At 74.2% G+C, this 24,915-nt stretch carries 27 protein-coding genes; 14 read left to right on the top strand and 13 right to left on the bottom strand.

Annotated elements, in window-relative coordinates; all coding sequences use genetic code 11:
- Nucleotides 1–4 precede the first annotated feature (4 nt).
- On the bottom strand, nt 5–949 hold the full coding sequence (locus AB0B76_RS24885) for a helix-turn-helix domain-containing protein (RefSeq protein WP_360379438.1): 945 nt from the start codon (nt 947–949) through the stop codon (nt 5–7).
- Nucleotides 950–1,048: 99 nt separating this feature from the next.
- Here AB0B76_RS24885 and AB0B76_RS24880 point away from each other — a divergent pair, with 99 nt between their 5' ends.
- Nucleotides 1,049–1,420, top strand: coding sequence for a VOC family protein (locus AB0B76_RS24880; RefSeq protein WP_360379436.1), 372 nt, complete (start codon nt 1,049–1,051; stop codon nt 1,418–1,420).
- Between the two features lie 19 nt (nt 1,421–1,439).
- On the opposite strand, the gene AB0B76_RS24875 is transcribed toward AB0B76_RS24880, so the two are convergent.
- Together AB0B76_RS24875 and AB0B76_RS24870 are read right to left on the bottom strand one after the other, a co-directional pair.
- Nucleotides 1,440–2,408, bottom strand: a complete 969-nt coding sequence (locus AB0B76_RS24875) for a hypothetical protein (protein WP_360379433.1) — start codon at nt 2,406–2,408, stop codon at nt 1,440–1,442.
- A 200-nt stretch (nt 2,409–2,608) separates the two neighbouring features.
- Entirely contained in the window at nt 2,609–3,103 is a 495-nt protein-coding gene (locus tag AB0B76_RS24870; RefSeq protein ID WP_360379431.1) for a DUF2690 domain-containing protein, read from the bottom strand.
- On the opposite strand from AB0B76_RS24870, the gene AB0B76_RS24865 reads away from it, so the two are divergent.
- From AB0B76_RS24865 to AB0B76_RS24855, 3 genes are all read left to right on the top strand, one after another.
- Nucleotides 3,091–3,504, top strand: coding sequence for a hypothetical protein (locus tag AB0B76_RS24865; protein ID WP_360379428.1), 414 nt, complete (start codon nt 3,091–3,093; stop codon nt 3,502–3,504). The two genes, AB0B76_RS24870 and AB0B76_RS24865, sit on opposite strands and share 13 nt — an antisense overlap.
- A gap of 169 nt (nt 3,505–3,673) precedes the next feature.
- Nucleotides 3,674–3,970, top strand: a complete 297-nt coding sequence (locus AB0B76_RS24860) for a hypothetical protein (protein WP_360379426.1) — start codon at nt 3,674–3,676, stop codon at nt 3,968–3,970.
- Between the two features lie 534 nt (nt 3,971–4,504).
- Nucleotides 4,505–5,611, top strand: a complete 1,107-nt coding sequence (locus AB0B76_RS24855; RefSeq protein ID WP_360379424.1) for a universal stress protein — start codon at nt 4,505–4,507, stop codon at nt 5,609–5,611.
- Between the two features lie 227 nt (nt 5,612–5,838).
- On the opposite strand, the gene AB0B76_RS24850 is transcribed toward AB0B76_RS24855, so the two are convergent.
- From AB0B76_RS24850 to AB0B76_RS24830, 5 genes are all read right to left on the bottom strand, one after another.
- Complete coding sequence (locus tag AB0B76_RS24850; RefSeq protein WP_360379421.1) at nt 5,839–6,531, bottom strand: DinB family protein; 693 nt, start codon at nt 6,529–6,531, stop codon at nt 5,839–5,841.
- A gap of 12 nt (nt 6,532–6,543) precedes the next feature.
- Nucleotides 6,544–7,506, bottom strand: coding sequence for a DUF1152 domain-containing protein (locus tag AB0B76_RS24845; protein ID WP_360379419.1), 963 nt, complete (start codon nt 7,504–7,506; stop codon nt 6,544–6,546).
- A 41-nt stretch (nt 7,507–7,547) separates the two neighbouring features.
- The gene (locus AB0B76_RS24840) at nt 7,548–8,204 is read right to left on the bottom strand and encodes a response regulator transcription factor (protein WP_360379660.1); all 657 of its coding nucleotides are present in this window, start codon (nt 8,202–8,204) and stop codon (nt 7,548–7,550) included.
- A 1,139-nt stretch (nt 8,205–9,343) separates the two neighbouring features.
- Nucleotides 9,344–10,501, bottom strand: coding sequence for a caspase family protein (locus tag AB0B76_RS24835; protein WP_360379417.1), 1,158 nt, complete (start codon nt 10,499–10,501; stop codon nt 9,344–9,346).
- Nucleotides 10,501–11,667 carry a hypothetical protein gene (locus AB0B76_RS24830; protein WP_360379415.1) on the bottom strand — a complete coding sequence of 389 codons (1,167 nt, stop codon included), beginning with the start codon at nt 11,665–11,667 and terminating at the stop codon, nt 10,501–10,503. The genes AB0B76_RS24835 and AB0B76_RS24830 overlap by 1 nt, the downstream gene beginning before the upstream one ends.
- 114 nt (nt 11,668–11,781) lie before the next feature.
- On the opposite strand from AB0B76_RS24830, the gene AB0B76_RS24825 reads away from it, so the two are divergent.
- Nucleotides 11,782–12,738 (top strand): pentapeptide repeat-containing protein, encoded by a 957-nt coding sequence (locus tag AB0B76_RS24825; RefSeq protein ID WP_360379413.1) that lies wholly within the window; start codon nt 11,782–11,784, stop codon nt 12,736–12,738.
- The gene (locus AB0B76_RS24820; protein ID WP_360379410.1) at nt 12,735–12,923 is read left to right on the top strand and encodes a hypothetical protein; all 189 of its coding nucleotides are present in this window, start codon (nt 12,735–12,737) and stop codon (nt 12,921–12,923) included. Before AB0B76_RS24825 ends, AB0B76_RS24820 begins: the two co-directional genes overlap by 4 nt.
- Here the strand turns inward: AB0B76_RS24820 and AB0B76_RS24815 are convergent.
- Genes AB0B76_RS24815 through AB0B76_RS24800 form a run of 4 tightly spaced genes read right to left on the bottom strand, consistent with a single transcriptional unit; the run spans nt 12,918 to nt 17,801 of the window.
- A complete protein-coding gene (locus tag AB0B76_RS24815; protein ID WP_360379408.1) occupies nt 12,918–14,129 on the bottom strand; it encodes an FAD/NAD(P)-binding oxidoreductase in 1,212 nt (403 codons plus the stop codon). The two genes, AB0B76_RS24820 and AB0B76_RS24815, sit on opposite strands and share 6 nt — an antisense overlap.
- Nucleotides 14,126–15,505 (bottom strand): NAD(P)/FAD-dependent oxidoreductase, encoded by a 1,380-nt coding sequence (locus AB0B76_RS24810; RefSeq protein WP_360379406.1) that lies wholly within the window; start codon nt 15,503–15,505, stop codon nt 14,126–14,128. Before AB0B76_RS24810 ends, AB0B76_RS24815 begins: the two co-directional genes overlap by 4 nt.
- Complete coding sequence (locus AB0B76_RS24805; protein WP_360379403.1) at nt 15,502–16,911, bottom strand: FGGY family carbohydrate kinase; 1,410 nt, start codon at nt 16,909–16,911, stop codon at nt 15,502–15,504. The genes AB0B76_RS24810 and AB0B76_RS24805 overlap by 4 nt, the downstream gene beginning before the upstream one ends.
- The gene (locus tag AB0B76_RS24800; RefSeq protein ID WP_360379400.1) at nt 16,908–17,801 is read right to left on the bottom strand and encodes a M48 family metalloprotease; all 894 of its coding nucleotides are present in this window, start codon (nt 17,799–17,801) and stop codon (nt 16,908–16,910) included. The genes AB0B76_RS24805 and AB0B76_RS24800 overlap by 4 nt, the downstream gene beginning before the upstream one ends.
- A gap of 42 nt (nt 17,802–17,843) precedes the next feature.
- Between AB0B76_RS24800 and AB0B76_RS24795 the strand changes: the two genes are divergently transcribed.
- The 8 genes from AB0B76_RS24795 (at nt 17,844) to AB0B76_RS24760 (ending at nt 24,114) form a co-directional block, all read left to right on the top strand.
- Nucleotides 17,844–18,227 (top strand): BlaI/MecI/CopY family transcriptional regulator, encoded by a 384-nt coding sequence (locus AB0B76_RS24795; RefSeq protein ID WP_360379397.1) that lies wholly within the window; start codon nt 17,844–17,846, stop codon nt 18,225–18,227.
- Nucleotides 18,228–18,266: 39 nt separating this feature from the next.
- Entirely contained in the window at nt 18,267–18,806 is a 540-nt protein-coding gene (locus tag AB0B76_RS24790) for a PadR family transcriptional regulator (protein WP_360379395.1), read from the top strand.
- Entirely contained in the window at nt 18,803–19,837 is a 1,035-nt protein-coding gene (locus AB0B76_RS24785) for a glycosyl hydrolase family 18 protein (protein WP_360379393.1), read from the top strand. Before AB0B76_RS24790 ends, AB0B76_RS24785 begins: the two co-directional genes overlap by 4 nt.
- A gap of 266 nt (nt 19,838–20,103) precedes the next feature.
- A complete protein-coding gene (locus AB0B76_RS24780; protein ID WP_360379391.1) occupies nt 20,104–20,736 on the top strand; it encodes a hypothetical protein in 633 nt (210 codons plus the stop codon).
- Nucleotides 20,737–20,747: 11 nt separating this feature from the next.
- Entirely contained in the window at nt 20,748–21,299 is a 552-nt protein-coding gene (locus AB0B76_RS24775) for a hypothetical protein (RefSeq protein WP_360379389.1), read from the top strand.
- Nucleotides 21,300–21,335: 36 nt separating this feature from the next.
- On the top strand, nt 21,336–22,400 hold the full coding sequence (locus tag AB0B76_RS24770; protein ID WP_360379387.1) for a hypothetical protein: 1,065 nt from the start codon (nt 21,336–21,338) through the stop codon (nt 22,398–22,400).
- Nucleotides 22,397–23,302: an ABC transporter ATP-binding protein gene (locus AB0B76_RS24765; protein ID WP_360379385.1), complete on the top strand. Its 906-nt coding sequence runs from the start codon at nt 22,397–22,399 to the stop codon at nt 23,300–23,302. The genes AB0B76_RS24770 and AB0B76_RS24765 overlap by 4 nt, the downstream gene beginning before the upstream one ends.
- A complete protein-coding gene (locus AB0B76_RS24760) occupies nt 23,299–24,114 on the top strand; it encodes an ABC transporter permease (RefSeq protein ID WP_360379383.1) in 816 nt (271 codons plus the stop codon). The genes AB0B76_RS24765 and AB0B76_RS24760 overlap by 4 nt, the downstream gene beginning before the upstream one ends.
- Before the next feature lie 19 nt (nt 24,115–24,133).
- Here AB0B76_RS24760 and AB0B76_RS24755 read toward each other — a convergent pair whose 3' ends face one another.
- Nucleotides 24,134–24,889: a lipase gene (locus AB0B76_RS24755; protein WP_360379380.1), complete on the bottom strand. Its 756-nt coding sequence runs from the start codon at nt 24,887–24,889 to the stop codon at nt 24,134–24,136.
- Nucleotides 24,890–24,915: the final 26 nt, after the last annotated feature.

The following is a 24,915-nucleotide window of genomic DNA, read 5'->3' as shown; positions in this document are numbered from 1 at the left end:
GCGTCTACCGCCGGAGGGTGCGCGGCGCGGCCGCCGCGGTCGCGACGACGGCCAGTTGCACCCGCAGGTCGACGTCGGGACCGCCCCCGGCGAACGGCCGGCCATTCCAGGCCTCGAAACAGGGCTGGTGGTCGGGAACGAAGCCGCTCGCCGGCAACCACGTCCGGTACAGCCACTGGAGGGCGCGAAGCTCCAGCTCGACGGGCCCGGCGACGTCGATCTCGGCGAGCGTCATGGCCGGAAAATCGGCGACGCCGACCTCGCCGTCCACGACGTGGTCGCCCGGGATCTCCACCGCCACGTCGTAGCGGCACTGCTCCAGCGGCACCGTTTCCGGGTCCTCCCATTGGTAGCCCAGCCACTGCCCGCCGGCGAGTCCGCGCGCCTCGGCCCAGGCGACCAGGCGCGCCGCGGCGGCCGGCACGCCACCGTCGTACGGATGCCGGACCCGCACGTACGCCACCCGGCGTCGCGGGACCCGCCGCAGCCGGACGTCGAACTCGTCCGGATGCTCGCCGGCGGGCAGCGGCGCGAGCCGATGGCGCTGGTGCGCCACCAACGCCTCCAGCATGTCCGCCTGCCGTCCGGCGCGGAACTGGGCAATGTCCAGCCCGCGCGGCGACACCCCGTATCGGGCCCGGAAGCTGCGCGAGAAGTCCGAGCTGGACGAGAAGCCGCACGCGAACGCGACCTGCGTCAAGGACAGCTGCGGCTGGTGCGACATGAGAAAGAGCGCCCGCTCGAGCCGCACCCGCTTGACGAACGCGTGCACGGTCTCACCCATGAGCGCGCTGAAGATCCGGTGGAAGTGGTACGGCGAGAAACGCGCCACGCGCGCCAGTTCGGCCAGCGGCAGCGGACCGGCGAGATGGCGTACGGCATGGTCGATCGCCCGGTTCACCTGGTCGACGTATTCGAACTTCGCAAGATTCGGCAAGTCCGCGACCACGGGCTTAGCCTAATCTTCGCTCGGTGGCCGGTGGCCGGTGGCCGGTGGCCGGTGGCCGGTGGCCGGTCGCCGGTCGCCGCGAGCTCGGGAGGAGCAGCAGTGGACCTCGGCAACTTCTCGGTCAGCCTGGCCGTCAAGGATCTGGCGGCGTCGCGGACGTTCTATGCGGCGCTGGGCTTCACCCCGGCCGGCGGCGACGGCCGGCGATTCCAGATCATGCGCAACGCCACCACCACGATCGGCCTGTTCCAGGGCATGTTCGACCGGAACATCCTGACGTTCAACCCCGGTTGGGACGCCGACGGCAACCCGCTGCCGACCTTCACCGACGTCCGCGACCTGCAACGGCACCTCCGCCAGGAGGGCATCGACCCGGTCACGGCGGCGGACGAGTCGACGACGGGCCCGGCGAGCTTCCTGATCATCGACCCGGACGGCAACCCGATCCTCGTCGACCAGCACGTCTCGTAGCGCCTGTCGGGATCTCCGATCAGCTGGCGAAGCGGCTTTCGACCACGAGGTTGCCGGCGGGGTTGAACCAGGCGTACGTGGCGCCCTGGGCATCGGCGCCGATTGCCGACGAGACGGCCGTGCCGGTGTCGACCGGCGCGAAGCAGGTGGGGACGCAGCCCTCGGAGAAGCCCAGGTGCTTGTGGTTGTCTGCGGCCCGGAAGGCCAGGTAGAGGTCCGAAGGCGCCGCGGACAGGGCGGGGGCGGAGGTCGGGTACGCCCCGGCGGTGTTCACTGTGGACAGTCGTACCAGGGTGGTGGAGCCCACCCAGCTTGCCACCGTGAGGGTGTGTGCGGCGTCCGGGGCGACCCAGGCGATGAGCATGCCGAGCTTGGCGCTGGTGGTGTCGAAGACCAGGGCCGGGCCGTAGGCGGCGGTTTGGGGCAAGACGGTGCGGGCGGACAGGCCCAGGGTATGGGTGGTCGGGCACGCGGCGGTGCTCAGCCGGGCCACGTTGAGGTGGTCGGTGGTGTCGGTCCAGGCCAGGTAGAGCTTGCCGGACGAGTCGGCGGCCAGCGCCGGGGAGTGGCGCGTGGTCAGACCGGTGAAGGCGGTCCGGCAGCCGAACGCGGTGCCGTCGTAGACGGTGGCCGTCAAGGTGCCGGCGCCGCGGCCGTCGGCCCAGGCGAGCACCACCCCGGCGGGATTGTCCGGGTCGGCGACCAGGGCCGGGCCCTCGCCCTGCGGCGTGCGTTCGACGGTGCTGATCTTGGTGATGGTCTGGCCGTTGGTGGTGGACCAGCCCACGACAACCTCCTTTGCGGCCGCGGTACCGCTGGAGCCCGTCCAGGCCACGTAGAGCCGCCCGCCGGCGTGGGCCAGCGCCGGAGCCGCGCTGCCGGTGTGGCCGGTCGTGATGACCGCGGCGTGTGCGGGTCGGCCGGCGACCGCGACGGCCAAGGCGGCCAACAGCACCATGGTCGCGGTGGCGGCTCGTTGCTTGCTCATCGCTGCTCCAGAAGGGAGAGGAGGGCCAAGGTCTCGGAGCGTGGCGTCGCCGGGGCGACCCGTCAATACGTCGCTGCGTTCGCGGATCGTCGCTGCCGCAGCGCTTTTCCGTTGTCGCAGGGTGTCGGGTTCGGTCGGATCGTCATCAATGATCGCTTTCTGTGTACGTTTCATAGCTCTCGGTGTTGTCCTGGTTGGCGCTAGGACGGCTGCAGGCAGGGAGTCTCGGCGGTGGCGAGCGGCCCGCCGTTCTGCGGGGCGGTGATCTCCACCGTGACGCAGCCCCGGCCGGTCTGCAGCAGGTTGCCGAAGACGCTGAACACCTGCGGATGGACCATGTACGGGTAGTCGAACGCGCTCACCGCACCGTCGGACGGGCGGCTGGCGCGCAGCCGGATCGTCGCCCCGGTCGGCACCCGTTCGCTGGAGACCAGGAGCGGCCAGGCGCCGCGGCAGCGCGGCGAGTACCGCAGCGTGAGGCTGCCGTAGGCCGGCCGTGACGGGTCCGGATCGGCGACCGGAACCGTGTGGGCGTTGACCGCGTCGAGCTGGCAGTGCTGCTCCTGCGGGTCGCTGCCGTCGGGCGCGCCCGACGAAGGGGACGTCTCCGGTCCGGCGGCCGGCCCGGCCCGGTCCGGCGGCCGGCCCGGCCCGGTCCGGCGGCCGGGCCGTGAAGACGCCGGTGACGGCGGCAACCGTCAGGGCCAGGACCGCCAGCAAGGCGAGCAGGCCGACCGGCAGGATCCACCGGCGCCGGGCGGATGCGGCGTCGTCCGCGGCGGGCTCCACCGCGGCGATCCACACCACCGGCACCCCGCCGGCAGGGGCACTGGTGTTCTTCAACGCCGCCGCGATCAACGGCTACTTCGGCCACGTGATGCTCTCCGAGGGCAACGGCAACTACATCACCTCCGGCCCGACCGTGCAGCGTGTGAGCCTCAACTGGCCCGGCGCCCCCTACATCGGCTGGTCCTACGCCGACCCGAGTGGGCCGGGCGCTAGCACCGCTCCACCCGTCGCTCGAAGTACCCCCTCGAAAGGACAGCGATGCGTCTCCTCCGTCCCCTGCTCGTTCTCGCGATCGCCGGCGCGCTGACGCTGGCCGCGTCCACGGCCGCGAGCGCGGCTCCGGTGCCCCGCCCGGGCGCAGGCAAGCCGGCCAGCGTCGGCGGCCCGGCCACCGGCACCGTCAGCCCCGGTGCCGCCCGGATCTCCGCGGTCGGCATCGACCTCTGTGCCCAGATCTGTCGGCGGCCCAGGCCGCGGTGAACCGGCTCGGCGGCGGCGGTGGCAACCCTCCGGTCACCGGCACGATCCTCGCCAGTCCGTACCTCAACGTCCGCTCGGGCCCGCACACGACCTCCGGCACCGCCGGCTACGCCAACTACGGCGACGTCGTGACCATCTCCTGCTACACGTTCGGCGACTACGTGAGCGGGGGCTACTGGCCGTCCTCGACCTGGGACCGCATCACGGACCCGGCCACCGGGGCGAGCGGATACGCGGCGGACACGTGGATCTCGACGACGTACGACGTCAAGACCATGGTCGGCCAGTGCTGACGCGGGCTTGGCGCCTGTTCGCCGTAGCCGCGATCGGCGTGCTGGTCGGGGCCGGTCTGGCCGCGCAGCCGGCCGGGGCGACGGAGTACGTCACCAACGGCAACTTCTCCGCGGGCCTCACGGCGTGGAACATGCCGACCGGCGGCGGCGCGGCCGGAACGGAGACCTGCTGCGCGAACCCGCCCGGCGGCGTGCCGAACGCGTTCTTCCACCCCAATGGCCAGGGTAGCGGCACCAGCCTCAATGGCTACCTCGTGAGCTGGCAGAACATCTCGGGGGCGGCGTCGGGCACCTACACGCTGAGCGCCAGGGTCCGCACCTCGGGCGGGGTGCAGGCACCACATGAGCACCGGCGAGAACAGCCAGCTGCAGTACTCCGGCGGGCGCTACTACCAGGTGAAGAACGCCCACTGGGAGGAGATCTGGGCGGATGCGGGCGCGATCTAGCGCTTCCGCGACACGTCCTCGGAAACCACCTTCTACGGCCTGTACACCAGCGGCGGCGCCCAGGGCGACCTGTGGATCGGCCGCTACGTGTCGCCGGGCTACACCCTGATCCGCAGCCCCGCGATCAGGGTCTACAACAAGAGCAACTGCAGCGCCGCGCCGGGCTGGGGCACCGACTCGTCGCGGATCGCCTTCATGCAGTACTACGCCGCCGGCGTTGATCAGCGCCCGGCTCGGGTACCAATGGCACACCCAGGCCTGCCGAACGACCTGTCCGTGGTGCACAGCTCGGCGCCATGCTCGAAGAGGCGAGGAAATGCGGCTGAGGAGGCTCCCATGGCGGCTCCTACCAACGTCCGTGTGATCTTGGGCTACGACGGGTCCCGGGCGGCGACCACCGCGATCGACGTCGGTGCGGCCCTGTTCCCGGGAGCCCGCGCGTGGATCGCACACCTGTGGACTCCGCCGTTCGCCAGTGAAGGCATGCGCCGACGTCTGTGGCGGGGCGCCGCCCACATCGACGACTTCGTCGCGGCCATCGAGCGCGAGGGGCGGTGGGAGGCCGGCCGGGTCGCGGCGGTCGGTACCACCCTTGCTCGCGCCGCCGGATGGGACGCCGAGCCGCTCGTGCAACGCTGCGACGGCGGCGAGGCGTTCGCGTTCGCCCAGCTCGCCACGGCGTTGGATCCGCAGGTCGTGCTGGTCGGTTCGCGTGGACTGAGCGGCGCCAGGGCGGTCCTGGGCAGCGTGTCCGACATGGCGGTGCATTACTCACCGAAACCCGTGATGGTGTCGCCCCATCCGCTGCTCACGGCCGAATGCGCCGCGCTGTCCGCCGGTCCGGTGGTGATCGGCTGGGACGGTTCGGCTGGCGCGCGCACGGCCCTCGCCGCGGCCGAGCGCTTGTTTCCATCCCGCGAACCGCTGGTGGTATCGGTCGGCGACGGTGTGACGGACCAACCGGCGCTAGCCCAGGTGGTCCATCTGCCTGCCGACCACAAGTACGGCAGGACCGCCCGGTCGGTCGCCGACGCGTTGGCCATGTACGCGGACCGGCGCGGCGCCGCGCTGATCGTGGTCGGCTCACGCGGTCGCTCGGCAGTCCAGGAGATCGTGCTCGGCAGCGTGGCGATGGCGACATTGCACCGGGCCTACCGCCCCGTCATGGTGGTGCCCCAGACCGAGGTCGGGTAGACCGCTACAACCACCGTTCGAAGTTCCTCAGACGGCACGGCCGGCCGATCGCCAACCCTTTCATGCGCGGCGATGGTCTGAGCCGGTCTCGCGTGAGAAGGACGAGCCGCGTCGACACCGCCCAGCGAGCGTTCCTGACCGCGGGCAACCTGGACCTGCGGACGCCGTTGTCGTGGAAGGTCCACGGCGACCCGTACACGATCACCGGCTGAGCGCGGCCGCGACGCCTACGACGTCTGAAGGGCGTCGAGGTCGCGTACGGCGTACCGGTGGTGCTCCCACTCCTCGCCCAGGATCACGTGCAGGGCGGACAGGACGGTCACGGACTTCTCCGGCGCGTGCGGGTTGCGGCGCGGCTCGGCCAGGATCTCGGGCGTGGCCTCGGCCAGGTAGTCGCGCACCATGGCGACGCGGCCGGACCGGACCTCCAGGATCTCGGCATAAGACAGAGCGGTCGGCTGTACCGGGCTGTCGTACCGCAGGCCGGCGGGGTGGAACGGATCCTCGAGCTCCAGGATCGTCCGGCCGAACCAGATGTCCGTGGCGTGCACCAGGTGCCGCAAGGTCTGCGCGAACGACCACTCGCCCTGCACCGACGCGTCGACGGTGCCGGTCGGCATGGCCGCCGCGCGGGCGAGCGTGGCCGTCCACGTCTGCTCCACCGCTGTCCAGGCCGCGCGCAGGCCGTCCGGGTCGGCGGCGCGGCGCTCGGCACGGCCGGGGAAGCGGCGGTCCAGCTCGGCGTCGACGTACGGCAACACGTCGACGCCGTTGACGATCAAGGTGTTGCCCGCGTCGAAGAGCCACGGCGACTCGATCTCCACGCCCTGCAGGTCGACGCCGCGCAGGACCGCGCCGGACAGGTCGGCGCCGATGAACCGGGCGCCGCGCAGGTCGTCGGACTCGCTGAAGGTAACCACGGGGTCTCCGTTTCAGTGCGGGAACTGCCGCGGCGTGCGCGGATCGACGGTGATGCGGAAGTTGTTGATCCGCGAGGCGACCTGGAGCATACCGACCGTGGGCTCGATCAGGTCCAGGTAGAGGCAGCGGGCGGCGAGCTTCGGCAGGTCGACGGTGAAGTACACCGCCATGAGCGGGTTGACGAAGAGCCGGCTGCCGCTGGTGCGGGTCGTGAACCGCACGTCGCCGAAGGCGCCCTCGAGCGCGGCGGCGATCTGCCCGTTCACGATGCTCGGGCGCAGCGGCGTGGCGGCCTGGGCGTCGGCGACCGCGGCGCGGTACAGCTCGGCCTCGGGGCTGCCGGCCGGGATCGACAGCGCGCCGAGGTAGCCGCCCTCGCGGTCCAGGGCGGCGAGGTTCTCCAGCACCTGGGTGTGCACCACGCCGTGGTACGCGTCGATGCCGAAGCCGAGGCAGGTGACCAGCCGCACCGGGATCCCGTCGAGGCCCGCGACCGCGGCCAGGCTCGTGATGTCCTCGACCGGCGTGCCGAGCCCGGCCTCGTCGCCGCGCATGAGGATGTCGGTGCCGCCGTCGACCAGGACGATCGCGTCGAGGCGGAGGCGGTCGGTCAGGTGAAGGTACGCCCGCCGCAGCCGCTGCACGCCGACCTTCGGGAACGCGAAGACCGTCGCGGGAAACCCCTGCCCGGCGAGCCAGCGCGCGAGGGTGCGCTCCGGGAAGTACTCCGCCGGCCCGACCGTGTCCGGAACGACCTCGGCGACGTCGGGCGCGGCCCAGGCGTCGACCTCGAGCAGTTCGAGCGGCGTGAACGAGAGGTTCGCGAGGTGTACCTCAACCCCGGCATCCCACAACGAAACGGCGAGCGGCAGCCCGGCGTAGACGTCGAACCCCCCACCGGCCCCGGCGATGAGCACGCGCCGCGCCCCCTGGAGCGCGGCGAACAACGGCGGCACCGAAAGCGACGGGGTCACGGCCCAATCATGCGCGAATTCCGGGCCGCGGTGTGACCCGCTCAGAACTGCGGGGTGTCGGGGGCTTCGAGCACACCGAGCCGGAGCGCGTTCATGAGGGCCTGGGTCCGGTTGGCGGCGCCGAGTTTCTCGTAGAGCTTGGAGATGTGGGTCTTCGCGGTGGACTCGGAGACGAACAGCTGCTTGGCGATGCCGGACACGCTTCTGCCGTCGGCCAGCAGGCGCAGGACCTGGCTCTCGCGCGGGGACAGCCGCGGTCCGCTCGGGGCCAGCCGGCGCCTCATCGCCTCGCCCAGGTCGGCCGCGGCGAACGCGCCGGGCGCCGAGACGGCGTGCCGGGCGGCCGCCACAATCTCCTCGGCCGGGGCGGTCTTGGGTACGAACGCCGAGGCCCCCGCCTCGAGCGCGCCGAAGAGCTGGTCGTCGCCGGCGTACATGGCCAGCAGGACGATGCCCATGCCGCCGCTGGTCCGGCGCAGGGCGCGGGTGACCTCCAGCCCGCTGCCGTCGGGCAGGCGGAGCTCCATGATCACGACGTCAGGTCGCAGCGCGCCGGCCTGACGGATCGCCTCGGCGGCCGTCGCGGCCTCGCCCACCACCTCGAACTGGCGGTGTTCCTCGAACGCGTGCCGCAGCCCTCGGCGGATCAGGTCCTGGTCGTCGACGAGCAGCAGCCGGGAACGCGCGACCGCCGTCATCCGTCGCGGGGCCGGGCCCGGGCTCCGCCGTGCGGCCGGCCCGGGCTCCCCGTTCGGCAACGAGCCCGGCTCCAGGGGCCGCAGATCTGGTACGAGGCCGTTCAACCGCATGATCCGCGCGTGCGGCGGCGGGCCGGCGGCGACCGGCAGCGGGGCCGGGGCGGCCGGGTCGCCACCCCAGAACGTCGTCAGCGGACGGTTCAGCGCGCCGCGCAGATATGGGACGTACCGCCGCCGCGCGGCGACCAGCTCCGCGTCATCGGTGCCCTGGACGAGCAGCCGGAGCCCGTCGTCGAGCACCCGCAGCCCTTGCGAGAACATCGGCAGGCCGTAGCGGGTGGCCTCCAGCAGCCGGTCCCGCGCGTGCGGCCACCCCTGCGGATCCCGCATCAACGCCGAGGCGTGGATCAGTCGCGCGTCGAACGAGTCCGGTTGGGCGGCGAGCAGCTCCCGCGCCCAGTCGCTCAGCCGCGGATCGCCGAAGCGGAGCAGGCCGTAGCCGACGGCGACGGCCGCAACGGGGTCCGGCGCGGCACCGGCCTCGAGCAGAAAGTCCAGCAGCACCCGGGCGGCGGGTACGTCACCACGGTGGAGGAACGTCACGAGCGTCCGCGCGGCCGCCGACGCCGGATGGAGATCGAGCGTCGCCGCGTCGCCGCCGAAGTGCAAGGGCATGCCCGCGATCGCCGCGGTGAACAAGGGAGCGTGGGGCTCCACCGTCCACTGGATCAGCGTCGTGGTTCCGGTTCCCGGACCCGAAGCCGCGATCGCGTTGCCGGCACGCCGGCGTACCCCTCCCGGGACGAAGGCATCCGTTCCCGCGTCGAACCGCCATCCGGCAAGCCAGCCGGCGGAGTCGGTTGCGGCGGGAGCGGCCGGCGCGGTGGCCTCCAGCTCCGCGACCACCGCGGTGCGGCTACCGGCCGGGATCTCGACACGGCTCGACACACGCCGCCCCGACGTCAGGGTGGCCCGGGCGAAGTACTGGCCGGGAGCGAGGGTTCCGGCCGGGCTCGGTTGCCCATTGACCAGCACGCCGGCGGACACCGTACGCATGCCGGAGTCCACCAGCTCGAATGCGCCGATGACGGCACCGGCCGCCGCGGCCGCGTCCCGGCCGACGATGATCACGGTCGGGCTCATGCGGGCTCGACCTGCGCATGCCAGGTCTTGTTCGGCGGGAGCACCTCCGCGAAAACCGACGCCCCGCTGAACTCGGCGTTGGGGAACGCGAGATCCAGGCGGTAGGCGCCGGCGACCACCTCGCCGACGCCGTCGGGGGCGACGGGGATCGGCTGGTCCTGCCGGGCCTCGAGCTGCCGCATGGATACGACCGCCGCGGGCAGCGCGCGCTCCGGGGCGCACATCAGCCGGAACGGGACCCGGGGCGGTCCGTCCAGGGTGCGCAACACGCTCGACCCGCACTGCTCGCCGGCGAACGTGAGGAGGGCCGAGCGGTCGGTGCCCGGGTTGTCCCAGGCGATCACGTCGCGCAGATACATCCCGAAGCGGTCGGTGGCGACACGCCAGGGACCGGCGCCGACCCGGTGCGCGCCGAGCCCGTCGAGCGTGCGGAGCAACGCGACGGTGAATGGTGTGACCGCCGCCCGGTCGACTTCGGAGGGGTAGCGCTGCGCCGTCGAGAAGTAGACCGGCGCGTCGAGCGGCGCCAGCGGCAGCGTGACCTGCTCCGGGCGATCCATGAGACGGCCGGGCTCGGCGTGCACCTGGAACAGCGCGGTCGGCATCTGCCGGCATGCTTCGATGCAGTACAGCTGGGACCGGGCCCGGCAGTGTTGCATCAGGGTCCGGACCTCGCTGAGCTCGACGGCGTTCTCCAGTAACGCGTCCGGGTCGGCCCCGAAGTCCTCCAGCAGCAGCAGCTGCCCGTCGAGATGCCAGCCGTGCCCGCAGAAGTAGAAGAATGCGATGTTGCCGGGATCCGTGTCGCATCGGCGCCGCCATCGGCGAAACGCCGCCTTGAACCGCTCGAACGTGGCGCCGTCGACCGATCGTCCGTCGCCGTCGGCGAGCCCCACCGTCGCGGGTTCGGGCGCGGAGATCAGCACCTCGACGGTGCCGACCGGCAGATCGCCCTCGCCGCGCGGCGCCCGCAGCAGCCACTCGGCGACGGCGCCGGCCGACGGGGGCGGACTCGTCACCGAGCCGAGGTCACCCAGTACGCGGCTCGCGATGCCGGTCACGGGGGGATTGTCGCAGTTCGGGTACTGCCCGACGCCGATCACGAAGGCGTGTAGCCGCGGACCGGGCCCGGGGTCGACGATGATCTCGGTCATCAGCGGGCCTTACGCGCGCGCTCCGCGAGACGCGCGTGGAAGTTCGGTTGCTGGAAGTAGGCGCCGTGGGCCCAGGGGGCGTCGGACGGGTAGTCGTAGTCCTCGGCCCCGCCGAATATCGGTGCGGCCCGGTAGGCGAGAACGTCGCCGCGATCGACGACGTTGATCCAGCGCGTGACGTTGGCCGGCGGCGCGACCAGCGGACGGCGCGGGTCGGGCACCGCGGGGTCGCTGCCGCCGAACAGCTTGAGCTCCTCGAACAGGCCGACCTGCGATCCGACGGTGATGAGCGTGTCCACCTGGATGTCCGGCCGGAAGTGACTCAGGACGTCATAGGCGATGTTGCCGCCCATGCTGTGGGCCACCACCACGAGCGGACCGTCGCGACGACCGGCATCCAGGGCCGCCGCCACCAGGGCGACGATCGGGCCGGGTTCGGCCGGGGTACCCCGGCCGCCGAGGTACACCATCACGTCGCCGATCAGCAGTGAGATCGGCCGGCCGGCCAGCCGCCGCAGGGCCGCGGCCGCGTACCGGACCGGCGGCCCGACATTCTGCTGGCGGTAGCGGTTCACGGCGGCAACGAGCGCGGCCCGGGCGACCTCCCGCACCCGCCGGCGTCCGCCGAGGGTCTCCGAGCCCTCGGCCTGCGCCGGCTGCGGCGCGGCCGCCCGAACGAGCAGTTCGAGCAGTTCCCGATCGTCGTCGACCGGCCCGAGCCGGGGCCCTTCGGCGCCCTCCTGGCGGTCGCACCAGTCCACCAGGTCGGCGGCGAGATCGGCGAGATCGGTGATCTCGTCCGCGCCGCGCCCTCGCAGGTCGAGCATCGTGTACAGCAGGTCGATGGCGTCCCGGAGGTCGTCGCGGGCCACCCGAACCAGCGGCTGGCCGGTCCGCCCGGGGTCGGTCACGCTCATGACATCGGCGACGAACGGGTCGTCCGGGCCGAGCCGCTCGCCGGGCCGGATGCCGGGCGCCGAGGCGTGGTCCCAGGCCAGCCGGGCCCCGAGGCCACCCCACACGGGGTTCAGGATCGGCGATCCGGTCAACTCCGGGAAGGCCCGGTCGAGCAGGAACCGCCGGAACAGCGCATCGCGGAACGCGACCTTCCTGTCGTACGCGGCGCCACTGCGGTTGCCGATGCCGTGCACGAAGACCAGGGCCATGAGCCACAGTTCTACCCCAGCCCGCTCACGGAGTCCTATGCGCCGAACGGCCGAATCGTTACCGTACAAAGTGGCCCCACGTTCCGCTGCCGCTCGGCGAAGGGAGACGGCGCTGTGCGTGTTCGTCCGCACGCCTGGCTCGTCGTGACGGCGCTCGTCGTGCTCGTCGCGGTCCTCGTCGTCGTGGTCGTGCTCGGGCCGCTGTGGCTCTATCCGCCGCTGTCGTCCGCGGGTCTCGCGGGCGTCGCCGATCCCAAGGCGCGCATCGAGCTGCAGCAGGCGCAGTCGCAGCTGCAGAACAACGCGCGCGGGCTGTTGCTGCAGACGATCGGCGGGATCGTCGTGCTCGCCGGGCTGGCCGCGACCTGGCGGCAGGTCATGGTCGCCCGCGATGGGCAGATCACCGATCGGATCGGGCGGGCCGTCGAGCAGCTCGGCAGCGACAAGGTCGACGTGCGGGTCGGCGGGGTGTACGCGCTCGGGCGCGTCGCGAACAACTCCGGGCCCGACCGGCCGACCGTGCAGTACATGCTCGGCGCCTTCGTCCGGGGGCACGCCCCGTGGGACGGCCGGGCGCCCGGCGGGGACGTCGACCGCGACCTGCCCTGGATGTACGTGCGCGCCCCCGACGTGCAGGCGGCCATGAACGTGCTCGGGCGCCGCCCGCGGGCCCGCGGGGCCTGGCGGCTGTACCTGTCGCGGGTCGACCTGCGCAGCACCGCCCTCGACGGGGTGCGGCTGACCGAGGTCATCATGCGGCGGGCGACCCTCGCGCGGGCCGAGCTGAGCGGGGCCCGGCTCGACGGCGGGGACCTCAAGGGGACCGACCTGCGGCAGGCGTCCCTGGCCGGGGCGTCGCTCACCGGCGCCGTGCTGGTCGAGGCGTGCCTGCGCGACGCCGACCTGCATCAGGCCGACCTGCGCGGGGCCGACCTGCGCGGGGCGGACCTGCGGGCCCGGCGGCTCGAGTCGGCGCTGCTCACGGGCGCGCGGGCCGATGACTCCACGGTCTGGCCCGCGGGCTTCGACGCCGGGCGGCTGCGCGATCTCGGCGTCGATGTCAACAGTTGACGGACGACCTGCGCGCCCGCGCTGAGGCCGGCACCGGCGCCGAGGCGCTGCCGGCGGCCGTCGGCCCCGCCTACCGCGGCCGGCGTACCCGCCGGATCGCCGCCCAGATCCGCATCCCCGACCCGTACACCGTGCTCTCGTCGCACGGCAGGTACGGGATGGCCGGCGTGCTGCGGGAGTCATGACAGGCTGAGGTGGACCGGTCCGCCGCCCGGGTCGGCCCCGCGCACCAGCGAGTACGGCACCCGGAAGACGCGACCGGGCGCCGCGGGCCACGGCGGCCGCACCGATCCGACCCGCCGGCCGTCCTGCACCGCCGTCACCCGAGGGAGGCGGCGGTGCTCGGCCGTCCACAGCAGCAGCCGGCCCCGGGCGGGCGGCGGGCCCCCGGGCCGGATCAGCTGCGGCGCCACCCACACCAGCGGCGGCTCGACGACCAGCGCAAGCCCCGCGGCAACGTCCGGGGAACCGTCCAGCCACGACAGCACGGCCGCGGCGACGTGGTGGCCGTCGAGGGCGGCGACGTCGGCGGTGTCGACCGGATGCAGCAGGTTGCCGGCGGCGAACACGCCGGGGCGGCTGGTGCGCAGCGCCGTGTCGACGCGCGGGCCGCGGGTCGCCGGGTCGAGCTCCAGCCCGGCCAGGCGGGCCAGCTCGTGGTCGGGGATCCAGTCGCCGGTGAGGACCACGGTATCGCACTCGACGAGCTCGCGGCGGCCCGTGCGCAGGTCCTCCAGCTCCACGGTGGACACCCGGCCGTGCCCGTGGATCGCGGCCACGCGCGTGCGGGTGCGCACCGGCCGCAGCGGCAGGCGCAGCTCGGGCCGGGGGCGCTCGGTGGTCAGCAGCACCGTACGGCAGCCGGCCGCCCGCAGGGTGAGCACCGCCGACCAGCTCACCAGCTCGGCGCCGACGACGACCGCGCGGTGGCCGACCGGCCGGTGGTGGAGGTGGACGAGCTGCTGGAGCTGGCCGGTGGTGTACATGCCGGCCGGGCGGTCGCCGGGGACCATCCGCGCGGGGCGGGGCCGTTCGCGGGCGCCGGTGGCGAGCACGACGGCGTCGGCGGTCACGGTGCGCCGGCCCCGCGGCGAGGTCACCTCGAGCGCCCGGTCGCCGGCCCAGCCGGTCACCATCGCCTCGGTCTCCACCACGGCCCCGGCGGCCACGGCACGGGCGGCGAGACGCTCCGCATAGGACGGTCCACTGAGGACCCGGTGCAGATCCCGGATGCCGTACCCGCTGTGCGCACTGTGCCGCGGCACGCCCCCGGGGGCGGACTCCCGCTCCAGCACGAGCACCGGCCCGCCGACGCGCCCGGCGAGGGCCGCGGCCGCACCCAGCCCGGCCGGCCCGCCCCCGACAATGGCAACGCGAACATGCCCGCTCACCGTGCGCCCCCGGCCTCGTGCAGCGCCGCCACCTCGGCGCCGCAGTAGAAGCCCTGGCACCGGCCGTTCATCGCGCGCGTCCGGCGCCGCAGGCCGTCCACAGTGGCCGGCGGGATCGTCGAGGCGTAGGCGTCGCGGATCTCGCCCCGGGTCACCCGCTCGCAGAAGCACACGATCCGGCCGTACTCCGGGTCGCCGGCGATCGCCGCGCCGTCCCGGTAGGGCCGGACACCCGCCTCGCCCAGGTTCGGCATCCGCGGCGGCGGAGGCAGCCCGGGGCGCTCGCGAACGTCCAGCGCGCCGTCCAGAAGGGACACCACGTGCTCGGCGATGGCCAGGCACGCGGTGAGGCCGGTCGAGCGGATGCCGCCGACGAGCGCGTACCGCCGCGGCCCGTCCACGTCGATGAGGTAGTCGTCGGCGTCGACCGCCGCGCGCAGGCCCGCGTAGGCGGCGGTGACCTCCTCGTCCAGCAGCGACGGCAGGATCGCCGCCCCCTTGGCGCGCAGGAACGCGAACCCGGCCTCGGAGGTGCCGGTGGCCGTGCGGTCCTCGAGGTCCTCGGCGGTCGGGCCGAGCATCACGTTGCCGTAGATCGTGGGGCTGATGAGCACGCCCTTGCCCGCCTTGGACGGCACCGGCAGGACGATCTTCGGGGCCTTGGGCCGGGCGAGCTTGTCGAACACGAGCAGTTCCCCGCGGCGGGGCGTGACGGTGAACCGTTCGTGGCCGAAGAGCCGGTCGAGCCCGTCGGCGCCGAGCCCGGCGGCGTTGACGACCCAGCGGGCGCCGATCTCCCCGGCGCCGGTGCCGAGCCAGGTGTGGGTGCCGTCGTCGCGGACCGCGGTGACGCGGTGGCCGCGCCGCAGGGTGACGCCGCGGCGCACCGCGTCGGTCGCCAGGGCCAGGTTCGTCGTCCACGTGCAGGTGATCGACTCGCCCGGGACGGTGAGGCCGCCGAGGGCGCCCGGGGCCAGGGCGGGCACCTCCCGGTACACCTGACCGGAATCGACGATCGAACACTCGGTGCAGCCGTTGCGGGTGGCCTTGTCCCGCAGGCCGGGCAGGGCCGCCAGCTGCTCGTCGTCCCACGCGACAAGCAGCGCGCCGGTGCGCTCGACGGGGATGCCGGCCGCCGCGGCGTACTCGCCGAGCAGGTGGTAGCCGCGGGCGACCAGGCGCGACTCGAGGGTGCCCGGCCGGGCGTCGAACCCGGTGTGCAGGATCGCCGTGTTGGCCTTGCTGGTGCCGTCGCCGACGTCGTCGCGGGCCTCGATGAGCACAGTGGACAGTGCGGTGCCGCCGAGGCGCCGGGCGATCGCGGCGCCGACGAGCCCGGCGCCGATCACGGCCACGTCGAACGCCGGGGCGCTCATGCGCCGGCCAGGGCGTGCCAGCGGGCCAGGTGCTCGGCGGCGCGCTCCGCCGGCCACGCGGGCTCGAACGTGGCCGCGGGCCGCCAGTCCCCGATGGCGTCCACGATGGACAGTGCCGGGTCGAGGGCGAGGCGGGCGCAGGCGGCGGCGCCGAGGGCGGTCGCGTGCGGGGACGGGTACACCTCGATCGGGCGCTGCGCGAGGTCGGCCTGGGCCTGCATCAGCACGCGGGAACGGGTGAGGCCGCCGTCGGCGCGCAGCCGGGTCAGCGGGGTGCCGAGGTCGTCGCCGGTGAGCGCGGCGAGCGCGGCGACCTGGGCGGCGATGCCCTCGAGCACGGCCCGCACCACGTGGCCGCGGCCGGTGCTCAGGGTCAGGCCGGTGAGCGAGGCCGTCGCGGCCGGGTTCCACCACGGCGCGGCGAGCCCGGCGAGGGCGGGCACGCAGAGCACGCCGCCGCTGTCGGGCGCGGCGACCGCGTCGAGCTCGCCGGCGCCGCCGATGAGGCCGAGGTCGGCGAGCCAGCGCACGGCGGAGGCGGCGGTGTAGACCTGGCCGTCGGCGCAGTACGCGGTGGCGTCGCGCAGCCGCCAGGCGACCGACGTGGCCAGCCCCTGCCGCGACCGGGCCGCGCTCGCGCCCAGCTGGGCGAGCAGGAAGGCGCCGGTGCCGTACGTGCACTTGGCGGTGCCGGGCTCGAGGCACGCCTCGGCGAGCAGCGCGGCCTGCTGGTCGACGATGAGGCCGGTGACCGGGACGTCGCCGCCGAACGCCGCGGTGGTGCCGACGATCCGGTCGCTCGGCACGATCTCGGGCAGCTCCTCGCCGGCGAGGCCGAAGAGGTCGAGCAGCTCGCCGCTCCACTCGACCCGGTCGAGGTCGAGCAGCAGCGACCGGCTCGCCGTGGACGCGTCGGTGACGAAGGCGCCGCACAGCCGGTGCACGAGCCAGGTGTCGGTGGTGGTGACGACGCCGCCGGGGCCGCGCTGCTCGCGCAGCCAGCGCATCTTGGGGGCGGAGAAGTACGGGTCGAGCACGAGCCCGGTCAGCTCGGCGACCCGCGGGGCGGACGCGGCGCGGGCGGCGCAGACCGTCTCGGCCCGCCGGTCCTGCCAGACGATCGCCGGGCCGAGCGGCGCCCCGGTCGTGCGGTCCCAGGCGAGCACCGTCTCGCCCTGGTTGGCCAGCGCCACGGCCCCGACCGGCACCCCGGCCGCGGCGACGGCCCGCCGCCCGGCCCGCAGCACGGAGCCGAGCAGCGCGTGCGGATCGACCTCGACCCCGCCTCCGTCGAGGTACACCGGCCGCAGCTCCTCCTCGGCGGTCGCGAGCACCCGCCCGCGGGCGTCGGTGACCACCGCCTTGGTCCCGGAGGTGCCCTGGTCGATCGCGAGGACGTGGCTCAACGGGCGGCCGCCGCGAAGAGCTGGACCAGGTCGAGGGCGGCCTCGCCGGTCCAGACCAGCGAGGAGAGGCCCACGAGGACCGGCACGACGGCCAGGCCGCGCGGCAGCACCGCCGGGTGCGGGCGCAGCAGGAGGCTGACCCGGCGGGGCACGATGCCCCCGACGCTCGCCGCGTGCAGGCCCGACGGGTGCGGGGCGGGGCCGGCGAGGGCGGCCGCGCCGATGGCGGTGGCGACGGTACGGCGGTCACCCAGCGCGGCCGCGGCCCGCTCGTCGGCCGCCCGCTCGACGAGGTAGTCGACGTGCCGGCCGACCCACCACAGCGCCGGATGCGCGGCCACGGCCAGCTCGGTCATGCGCACCAGGCGGTGGTGGCGCTCGGCGAGGTGGGCGCGCTCGTGCGCGAGGAGGGCCTCGAACTGCCGGTCGCTGAGCAGGTCGCGCATGCCGGTCGTGACCACGACGTGGCCCGGGCGGCCGGGGACGGCGAACGCGCCCGCGGCCGCGTCGGGCACGATGACCAGGGGCTCCGGGCCGCCGGACGGCAGCAGCCGCAGCAGCCGGTGCTGGCGGATCCAGCGGTACGACACCGAGATGACGGCGGCCGCGAGCAGCCCGATGCTGAGCCACGGCACCCAGGGCTCGGCCGCCGTGTCGCGCGCGACGAGCCCGGTCGACCAGCCCAGCGCCCGGCCGGCCAGCGGCACCTCGGCGGCCGCGTGGGCCGCGAACAGCGCCAGGCTGACCGTGCTGCCGAAGGCGGCCGCGGCGGCGGACCAGGCCCCGGCCCGGGCCGCGGCGCCCGGCGCGAGCCGGTCGGCCAGCAGCCGCACGGCGATCACGAGCAGCGGCGGGACCGCGAGTACGGACCAGACGAAATGATCGAACACGATGCGGCGAAACCTTCCCGCTACTCCCGCTACAGTCTGCCCGTGACCCCAGACGAGGCGCGGCCGAGGCGGCGGCCCGGCCAGCTCGAGGCCGAGATCCTGACGGTACTCGGCTCGGCGGGCGCCCCGCTCACCCCGGGGGAGGTCCGGGAACGCGTCGACCCCGCGGGCCGCCTGTCCTACAGCGCCGTCGTGACCACGCTGACCCGGCTGCACGAGCGCGGCGCGGTGACCCGGCGGCGGGACGGGCGGGCGTACCGGTACGGCGCCCTCAGCGACGCCGCCGGCCTGGTCGCGGACCGGATCAGCCGGCTGCTCACGGCCCAGTCCGACCGTGCCTCCGTGCTGCGCCGCTTCGTCGGCCGCCTCTGCGAGCAGGACGAGCGCCTGCTGCGCGAACTGCTGAACGAGGACCCGGACTGCTAACTTCTACACGGCTGTAGAAGTTGAAGTCGGAGGTCCTCGATGACGGTGGCGCTGGACGATGTCGTCCTGGTGCTGCTGGCCGAGGGGCCGAGCAGCGCGTACGAGCTGTGGCAGCGGCACACCGCGGTCTTCGGCGAGGCCCGCAAGGTCGACCTGAGCCGCGTCATGATCAGCGTCAACCGGCTGGAGCGCGCCGGCCTGATCCGCATCGAGGCGCCGGCGACGGTACGGCACGGCAGCGCCAACCGCCTCGCGTGCTGGCTCACGGCCGAGGGCCGCCGGCGCCAGGCCGCCTGGCTGTGCGCGGTCGGCCCGGACACCGCGGTCGACGACCTGTACGTGCGGGGCATGCTGGCCGTGGACGCCGCCAACCCGGCGACCTTCGACACCTTCCTCGCCAGCGGCCTGGCCGCGACCCGCCTGCGCATCAGCCGCCTCGCCACCGCCGGCGACCACGACCCGGCACTGCGGGCGCGGGCCGCCTTCGACCAGGAGGTGGCGCGGGCCCTGGCCCTGTGGCTCAACCAGCTCCCTGAGCACCGCCGCCCCGGCCAGGAGGCTGGTACGGTGCCCGGATGATCACGTTGGGCGCGTACGTTCCCGGGACCAGCCTCGCCGCCGGGTACACGGTCGACGCCCGGGCCGCGAGCCTGCTGACCCACGTGTTCTACGCCTTCGCGACGATCGAGCAGGGCCGCCTGACGCTGCCGCCCGACGCGCCGGCCCACCTCGAGGCGCTCGCCGCACTCGGCCTCAAGACGGTGCTGTCGGTCGGCGGCTGGGGCGCGGGCGGGTTCTCCGACGCGGCGCTCACCGCGCGGTCCCGGGCCGCCTTCGCCGACGAGTGCCTCGCCCTCGCGGCCGGCTTCGACGGCGTGGACCTGGACTGGGAGTTCCCCGTCGCGGGCGGCCCGGCCGAGGTGACCCACCGCCCCGAGGACCGGCGCAACTGCACGCTGCTGGCGCGGGAGCTGCGCGACCGCCTCGGCCCCGACCGGCTGCTGACCGCGGCGCTGCCGGCGGGCCGGCTGCAGTCGGCGGGCCCGTACGACCCGGCGGACAGCTACGAGCTCGCCGAGCTCGCCGGGCGGCTGGACTTCGTCAACCTCATGACGTACGACTTCGGCACCGGTTTTTCCTCGGTCGCCACGTTCAACGCCCCGCTGACCGAGGTGCCCGGCGACCCCCTCGACCCGCAGCTGCGCCGGTGGAACAACGTCACCGGCGCCGTCGAGTACTACGAGCGCCTCGGCGTGCCGCGGGACAAGCTCGTGCTGGGCGTGCCGTTCTACGGCCGCGGCTTCCGCGCCGCCCCGCCCGGGCTGTTCCAGCCCCAGACCGGCGCCGTCTACGCCGGCGACTACCGCGACATCGCGCGCGACCTGCTGAGCGACCCGGCCTGGGAGCGGCACCGCGACCCGGTGGCGCGCTCGCCCTGGCTGTACCACCCCGGAACGCAGACGTTCGTGAGCTACGAGGACGCGGAGTCGATCGCGCAGCGCGCGACCTTCGCGGCGCGCCACGGCCTGAGGGGCGCGTTCACGTGGCACCTCGCGGGCGACGACGACGAGCACACCCTGCTGAAGGCGATGGCCGGGCCGTTCCGGTAAACGGCGTTGCCCGGGCGAGTGGGCTGGGGCACGATACGGGGGCACTCCCGGTGCGCAGGTTACCGCTACTTCCTAACCCAAAGGTGGTTACGCGGGTTCGAATCCCGCCGCCGTCCTCGGACGGTGTCGACCAGCGGCCCAGGTCACCAGGCACGGTAACCGACTCCGACCTCGGGGGTGCCTTGCTGCGAGTTGCGCAGGCTCCTATCGGGTCAGAGCCCGACCGGTGACGCGGCAACGGGGCGCCGGAACGTCTGTGGAACGGGATGGAACGCCTGCTGGGCGTGACCCAGGTACTGCTCGAGCTTCTCGCAAAACCGGGCAAAGCACGCACCGCCCGGCTCACCATCACCGACGAGGGTGTCGACGTCAACGGCGACGGGTTTCGCTGGGGTGAGATCACGCGCATCCAGTACCGCGCGATCGACCAGCACGTCAACGGCGCCTACATGCACACCAGCTTCACGCTCGGCGTCGGCGACGCCCGGCACGCGGCGACGTTCATGATGTTCTCCGGCACGACGGGCGCGCTGAAGACGAAGGTCGACCACGCCACCCGTACCGCGTTCCACGAGCGGTGGGCCCGGGCCGCCGACCTGCTCGAGCACCGCGCCGGGGTCCGGCTCGCGGCCGACGCCGTCGCCGCGGTGCACGGCGGCGCCGTGGCGGAGATGGCGGGCCTGCGCCTCGACGGCGCGGGTGTCCACAAGGGCGGGCTGTTCCGCCGGAGCATCGCGTGGGCGGAGTACGCCGGCGTGCGGCGCGAGTCGATGTACCTGCACCTGCTGGCCCGGCGCGGCGACAAGGCGAAGTCGCGCATCCAGGTGCACAACGGCGCCTGGAACGTGACGGTGCTTCCCCGCGTCCTCGCCGCGCTCACCCCGGGAGGCGGCAAGTAGGGTGAGCGACCATGACCCGGCGGACGACGGCCACGGCGCTGCGCAAGGCCAAGGGCACACACGAGTTGCTGCGCGTCGGGCGGGTCTGGTCGGAGGAGACCTTCGAGGGCTACGCCGGTGCGGTCGCGGACACCTGGGCCGCGCTGCACGTGCTCAACCACAACATCTACCTCGACGGCTTCGCGGCCGTCCGGCTCGACGACGTCACGTCGATCGAGCCGCGGGGCGGGCCCGAGACGTTCGCGGCCCGGTCGCTGGCCCTGGACGACCAGTGGCCGCCGCCCCCGCTGCCCGAGGACGTGGACCTCACGTCGGTGCGGCGCATCCTGACCACGGCGGCCCAGCGGTACCGCGTGGTGAGCATCTACATCGAGCGCGACGACCCCGAGGTGGTGTTCATCGGCCGGGTGGTGGGCTTCACCCCGAAGACGCTCAACCTGCTGGAGCTCGACACGAAGGCGGAGTGGCTGAAGGAGCCCAGCGCGTGGCGCCTGGACGAGATCACGCGGGTCGACTTCGGCGGGGAGTACCAGCGCAAGCTCCTGCGAGTCGCCGGCGGGTGAGGGCCGCTTCCCGGCGCCCGTCGTACTGTTGAGCGGGTGAGCGTGGTCCGGCGCGAGGCGCGACGACGGTGGCTGGTCGTCGCGTCGGTGATCGGTGCGCTCCTGGCCGTGCCGCTCGTGGTCGCCTTCGCGCCCGTCAGCGCCCAGAAGATCGCGCCCGCGACGCTGCGTGACCGGATCCTCGCCGCGGCCGACGGGCCCTACCAGGGGTACGCCGAGAGCCGCGGCTCCGTCGTCCTGCCCGACCTGCCGCAGCTCGGCGACGCGACCGGGCTGTTCGGTGGCACCACCAGCATGCGCGTCTGGCACGCCGGGCCCGACTCGTGGCGGGTCGCGGTGCTCGACCCGGTCGGCGAGAAGGACTACTTCCGCACCTCGTCCGCCGCGTTCACCTGGGACTACGGCCGCAACCTGTGGACCGCGACGGCCGGGGAGCCGGCGGCCCGTCCGCCGCAGGCCGCCGACCTGGTGCCGCCCGAGCTCGCGCACCGCCTGCTCCGCGACGCCGGGCCCGGCGCGCGGCTGGAGGCGTTGCCGTCCCGCCGCATCGCCGGGACCGCCGCGGCCGGGCTGCGGGTCGTGCCCGCGGACCCCGACACCACCATCCGCGCCATCGACATGTGGGCCGACCCGCGGACCGGGCTGACCCTGGAGGTCGACGTGGCCGGCGCGCTCACGACGCGGTTCCTCGACGCCGGTACGGCACCGCCCGCCGCCGACGTCGTCGAGCCCCGCGCCGCCGGGTCGTCCGGGTTCGCCTCCACCACCCAGTCGGAGATCACCTCGTCGCTGAACTCGGTCGCCCGGGCGAACCTGCCGGGCTCGCTCGCCGGCCGGGCGCGGGTGCCGGGGCCGTTGAGCGCGCTCGCGGTGTACGGCGGCGGGCTTTCGCGGTTCGTCGTTGTCGCGGTGCCGGGCCGGCTCGGCGAGCGGACGCTCAACGCCCTGCGCGACGCGGGCGGGCAGCCGCTGGCCGGCGGGTACCTGCTGCGCTCCTCGGTGCTGAACCTGGCCGTCACCCGGTCGGGGCGGCGCACGTACCTGGTCGCCGGGTTCGTCACCCCGGAGCTGATCACCCGAGCGGCCGGAGAACTGCGGTGATCGAGACCGTGGCGCTGACCAAGACCTACGGCCGGGTCCGCGCCGTCGACGCCGTCGACCTCACGGTGCCGGAGGGGTCGCGGTTCGGGCTGCTCGGCCCGAACGGCTCGGGCAAGACCACGCTGATCCGGATGCTGCTCGGCCTCGTCTTCGCCACGAGCGGGCAGATCTCGATCCTGGGCCGGCCGGTGCCGCGGCGCCTGGCCGAGGTGCTGCCCGACGTGGGCGCGCTCGTCGAGGGCCCGGCCGCGTACGCGCACCTGTCGGGCCGCGCCAACCTGCGCCTGCTCGACGCGGCCGGCCGCTCGGTGCGCGCCACCCGCCGCCGGCGCATCGAGGAGGCCCTGGAGCGGGTCGGGCTCGGCGGCGTCGACGGGCGCCCGGTGCGCACGTACTCCCTCGGCATGCGCCAGCGCCTCGGCCTCGCCGCGGCCCTGCTGCGCACCCCGCGCCTGCTGATCCTCGACGAGCCGACAAACGGCCTCGACCCGCAGGGCATCCACGAGATCCGGGAGCTGCTGCTGGAGATCAGCGCCGCCGGTACCACCCTGCTGCTCTCCAGCCATCTGCTCACCGAGATCGAGCAGCTGTGCACCTGGGTCGGGATCATGGACCGCGGCCGCCTCGTCGGGCAGGACGAGCTGGCCGCGCTGCGGGTGCCGACCGGGCGCGTCATGCTGCGCAGCCCCGACGCCGACCGGGTCGTCGCACTGCTCGACGGCCACGTCACCCACCGCGACGGCGACCGGCTCGCGGTCACCCACCCGGACGCGGCGGCGCTCAACGCGCAGCTCGTCGCGGCCGGGCTGCGGATCGCGGAGATCGGCGCCGAGCGGCGCACCCTGGAGCAGGTCGTCCTGGAGGCCACCGGGGCCGGCACGGATCGGATGGAGCGCCGTTGATCCTCGTCGAGCTGCGCAAGCTGTACCGCCGGCCGCGCACCCTGGTCAGCCTCGGCCTGCTGTGCGGGCTGCCGCTGGCGGTCGCCATCCTCCTGGCCACCACCCGCATCGGCACCGCCGCCGCGCAGGGGCCGGCGTTTCTTTCGGCGGTACTGAACAACGGCTCGCTGTTCCCCGCGGCCGCCCTGGCGATCGTGCTGCCGCTGTTCCTGCCGGTCGCCGTGGCGATCGTGGGCGGCGACGCGGTCGCGGGCGAGGCGGCCGCCGGCATGCTGCGCTACCTCGTCGCCCGCCCGGTGGGCCGCACCCGCCTGCTGCTGGCCAAGCTCGTCTCGATCCTGGTGTACGTGCTGGGCGCCGTCGTGCTCGTCGTGCTCAGCGGGTACGTCATCGGCATTTCGCTTTTCCCGGCCCAGCCCGGCGCGGAGGTCGTCACGTCGGTGTCCGGCCCGGCCCTGAGCCCCCAGCAGGTGACCCTACGCATCGCGGCGGCGACGGTGTACGTGGCGCTGTCGATGCTCGGCGTCGGCGCGATCGCCCTGTTCCTGTCCACCGTGAGCGACTCGTCACTCGGCGCGACCCTGGGCGCCCTGGCCGCGCTGGTGGCGAGCCAGCTGTTCACGGCCCTGGACGCGGCCGTCGCCATCCGCCCCTATCTGCCCACGCGCTACTGGCTGGCCTGGATCGACTTCTTCCGCGAGCCGATACTCTGGCGCGACATCGAGCGGGGCCTGGGGATCCAGGCGGTGTACGTGGTCATCTTCCTCGGACTGGCCTGGGCGAACTTCGCCACGAAGGACATCACGAGCTAGGCCGGCTCTTGGCCGGCTTTCAGCAGGGCGGTGCGGGCCCGATGGGCGCCGTCCCGATCGCGTCGAGCACGAGCCCGGTCACGTAGTCGTCGGTCGGCAGGTCCCCGTGCGCGACCTCGCGCCCCGGGCACGCCTGCTGGATGTCGACGTCGACGGCCCCGTCGAGCCGCGCCGAGTCGGGCGGCACCACGGTCTGGTCCTGCTCGGTCCACACGCTGAGCCACTGCGGCGGGTTCGGCACGGGGCTCTTGAGCTGCGCCAGGAGCGTGCTGCCGGGCGTGAGCTGCTGGCACGCGGCCGGGCAGGCCCCGGGCAGCCCGGCGGCCCCGGCCGCGGCGAGCCGCGCCCCTTGGTGGGGCGAGCCGAGCGTGACGATCCGCCGCGCCTTGTGCACCCCGTCGTGCCGCTGCGCCCAGAGCCGCGCGACGACACCCCCGGCCGAGTACCCGATCACGTCGACGGACGGCGCCCGCCGCAACGCCTGCCCGACGGCGTCGTCGAGCACATCGGCCTGCACCACGAGATCCCCGGTCCCGCCGTCGGGCATCTCGACCACGGTGGCCGCCCGCCCGCCGGCCCGAACAGCCGCGGCGAGCCGGTCAACGCCCTCGGTCCCGCCCCCGTACCCGGGCACGAGCAGCACCGCCCCGAGCACACCCTGGTCGGGGACGCGCACCGGCTCACGCCGCAGCAGCCCGCGCAGCGCAAAACCCCCGACGGCGAGCACGACGATCGCCGCGAGCACCGCGAACATGGCCCGCCGCCGAGGACTCATTCGTCATGTGTACCTCGCGCGGCCGC

The sequence above is a fragment of the Dactylosporangium sp. NPDC049140 genome (genome assembly GCF_040648435.1).
This window is presented reverse-complemented; position numbering and strand designations above follow the sequence as displayed.

What these genes read in the sequence shown, in the direction of transcription:
- AB0B76_RS24785 (WP_360379393.1), top strand. Translation starts at nt 18,803, where the DNA reads ATGATCACGTTGGGCGCGTACGTTCCCGGGACCAGCCTCGCCGCCGGG.
- AB0B76_RS24875 (WP_360379433.1), bottom strand. Translation starts at nt 2,408, where the DNA reads ATGAGCAAGCAACGAGCCGCCACCGCGACCATGGTGCTGTTGGCCGCC.
- AB0B76_RS24755 (WP_360379380.1), bottom strand. Translation starts at nt 24,889, where the DNA reads ATGAGTCCTCGGCGGCGGGCCATGTTCGCGGTGCTCGCGGCGATCGTC.
- AB0B76_RS24780 (WP_360379391.1), top strand. Translation starts at nt 20,104, where the DNA reads ATGGAACGCCTGCTGGGCGTGACCCAGGTACTGCTCGAGCTTCTCGCA.
- AB0B76_RS24790 (WP_360379395.1), top strand. Translation starts at nt 18,267, where the DNA reads ATGACGGTGGCGCTGGACGATGTCGTCCTGGTGCTGCTGGCCGAGGGG.
- AB0B76_RS24775 (WP_360379389.1), top strand. Translation starts at nt 20,748, where the DNA reads ATGACCCGGCGGACGACGGCCACGGCGCTGCGCAAGGCCAAGGGCACA.
- AB0B76_RS24810 (WP_360379406.1), bottom strand. Translation starts at nt 15,505, where the DNA reads ATGAGCGCCCCGGCGTTCGACGTGGCCGTGATCGGCGCCGGGCTCGTC.
- AB0B76_RS24840 (WP_360379660.1), bottom strand. Translation starts at nt 8,204, where the DNA reads ATGACGGCGGTCGCGCGTTCCCGGCTGCTGCTCGTCGACGACCAGGAC.
- AB0B76_RS24835 (WP_360379417.1), bottom strand. Translation starts at nt 10,501, where the DNA reads ATGACCGAGATCATCGTCGACCCCGGGCCCGGTCCGCGGCTACACGCC.
- AB0B76_RS24830 (WP_360379415.1), bottom strand. Translation starts at nt 11,667, where the DNA reads ATGGCCCTGGTCTTCGTGCACGGCATCGGCAACCGCAGTGGCGCCGCG.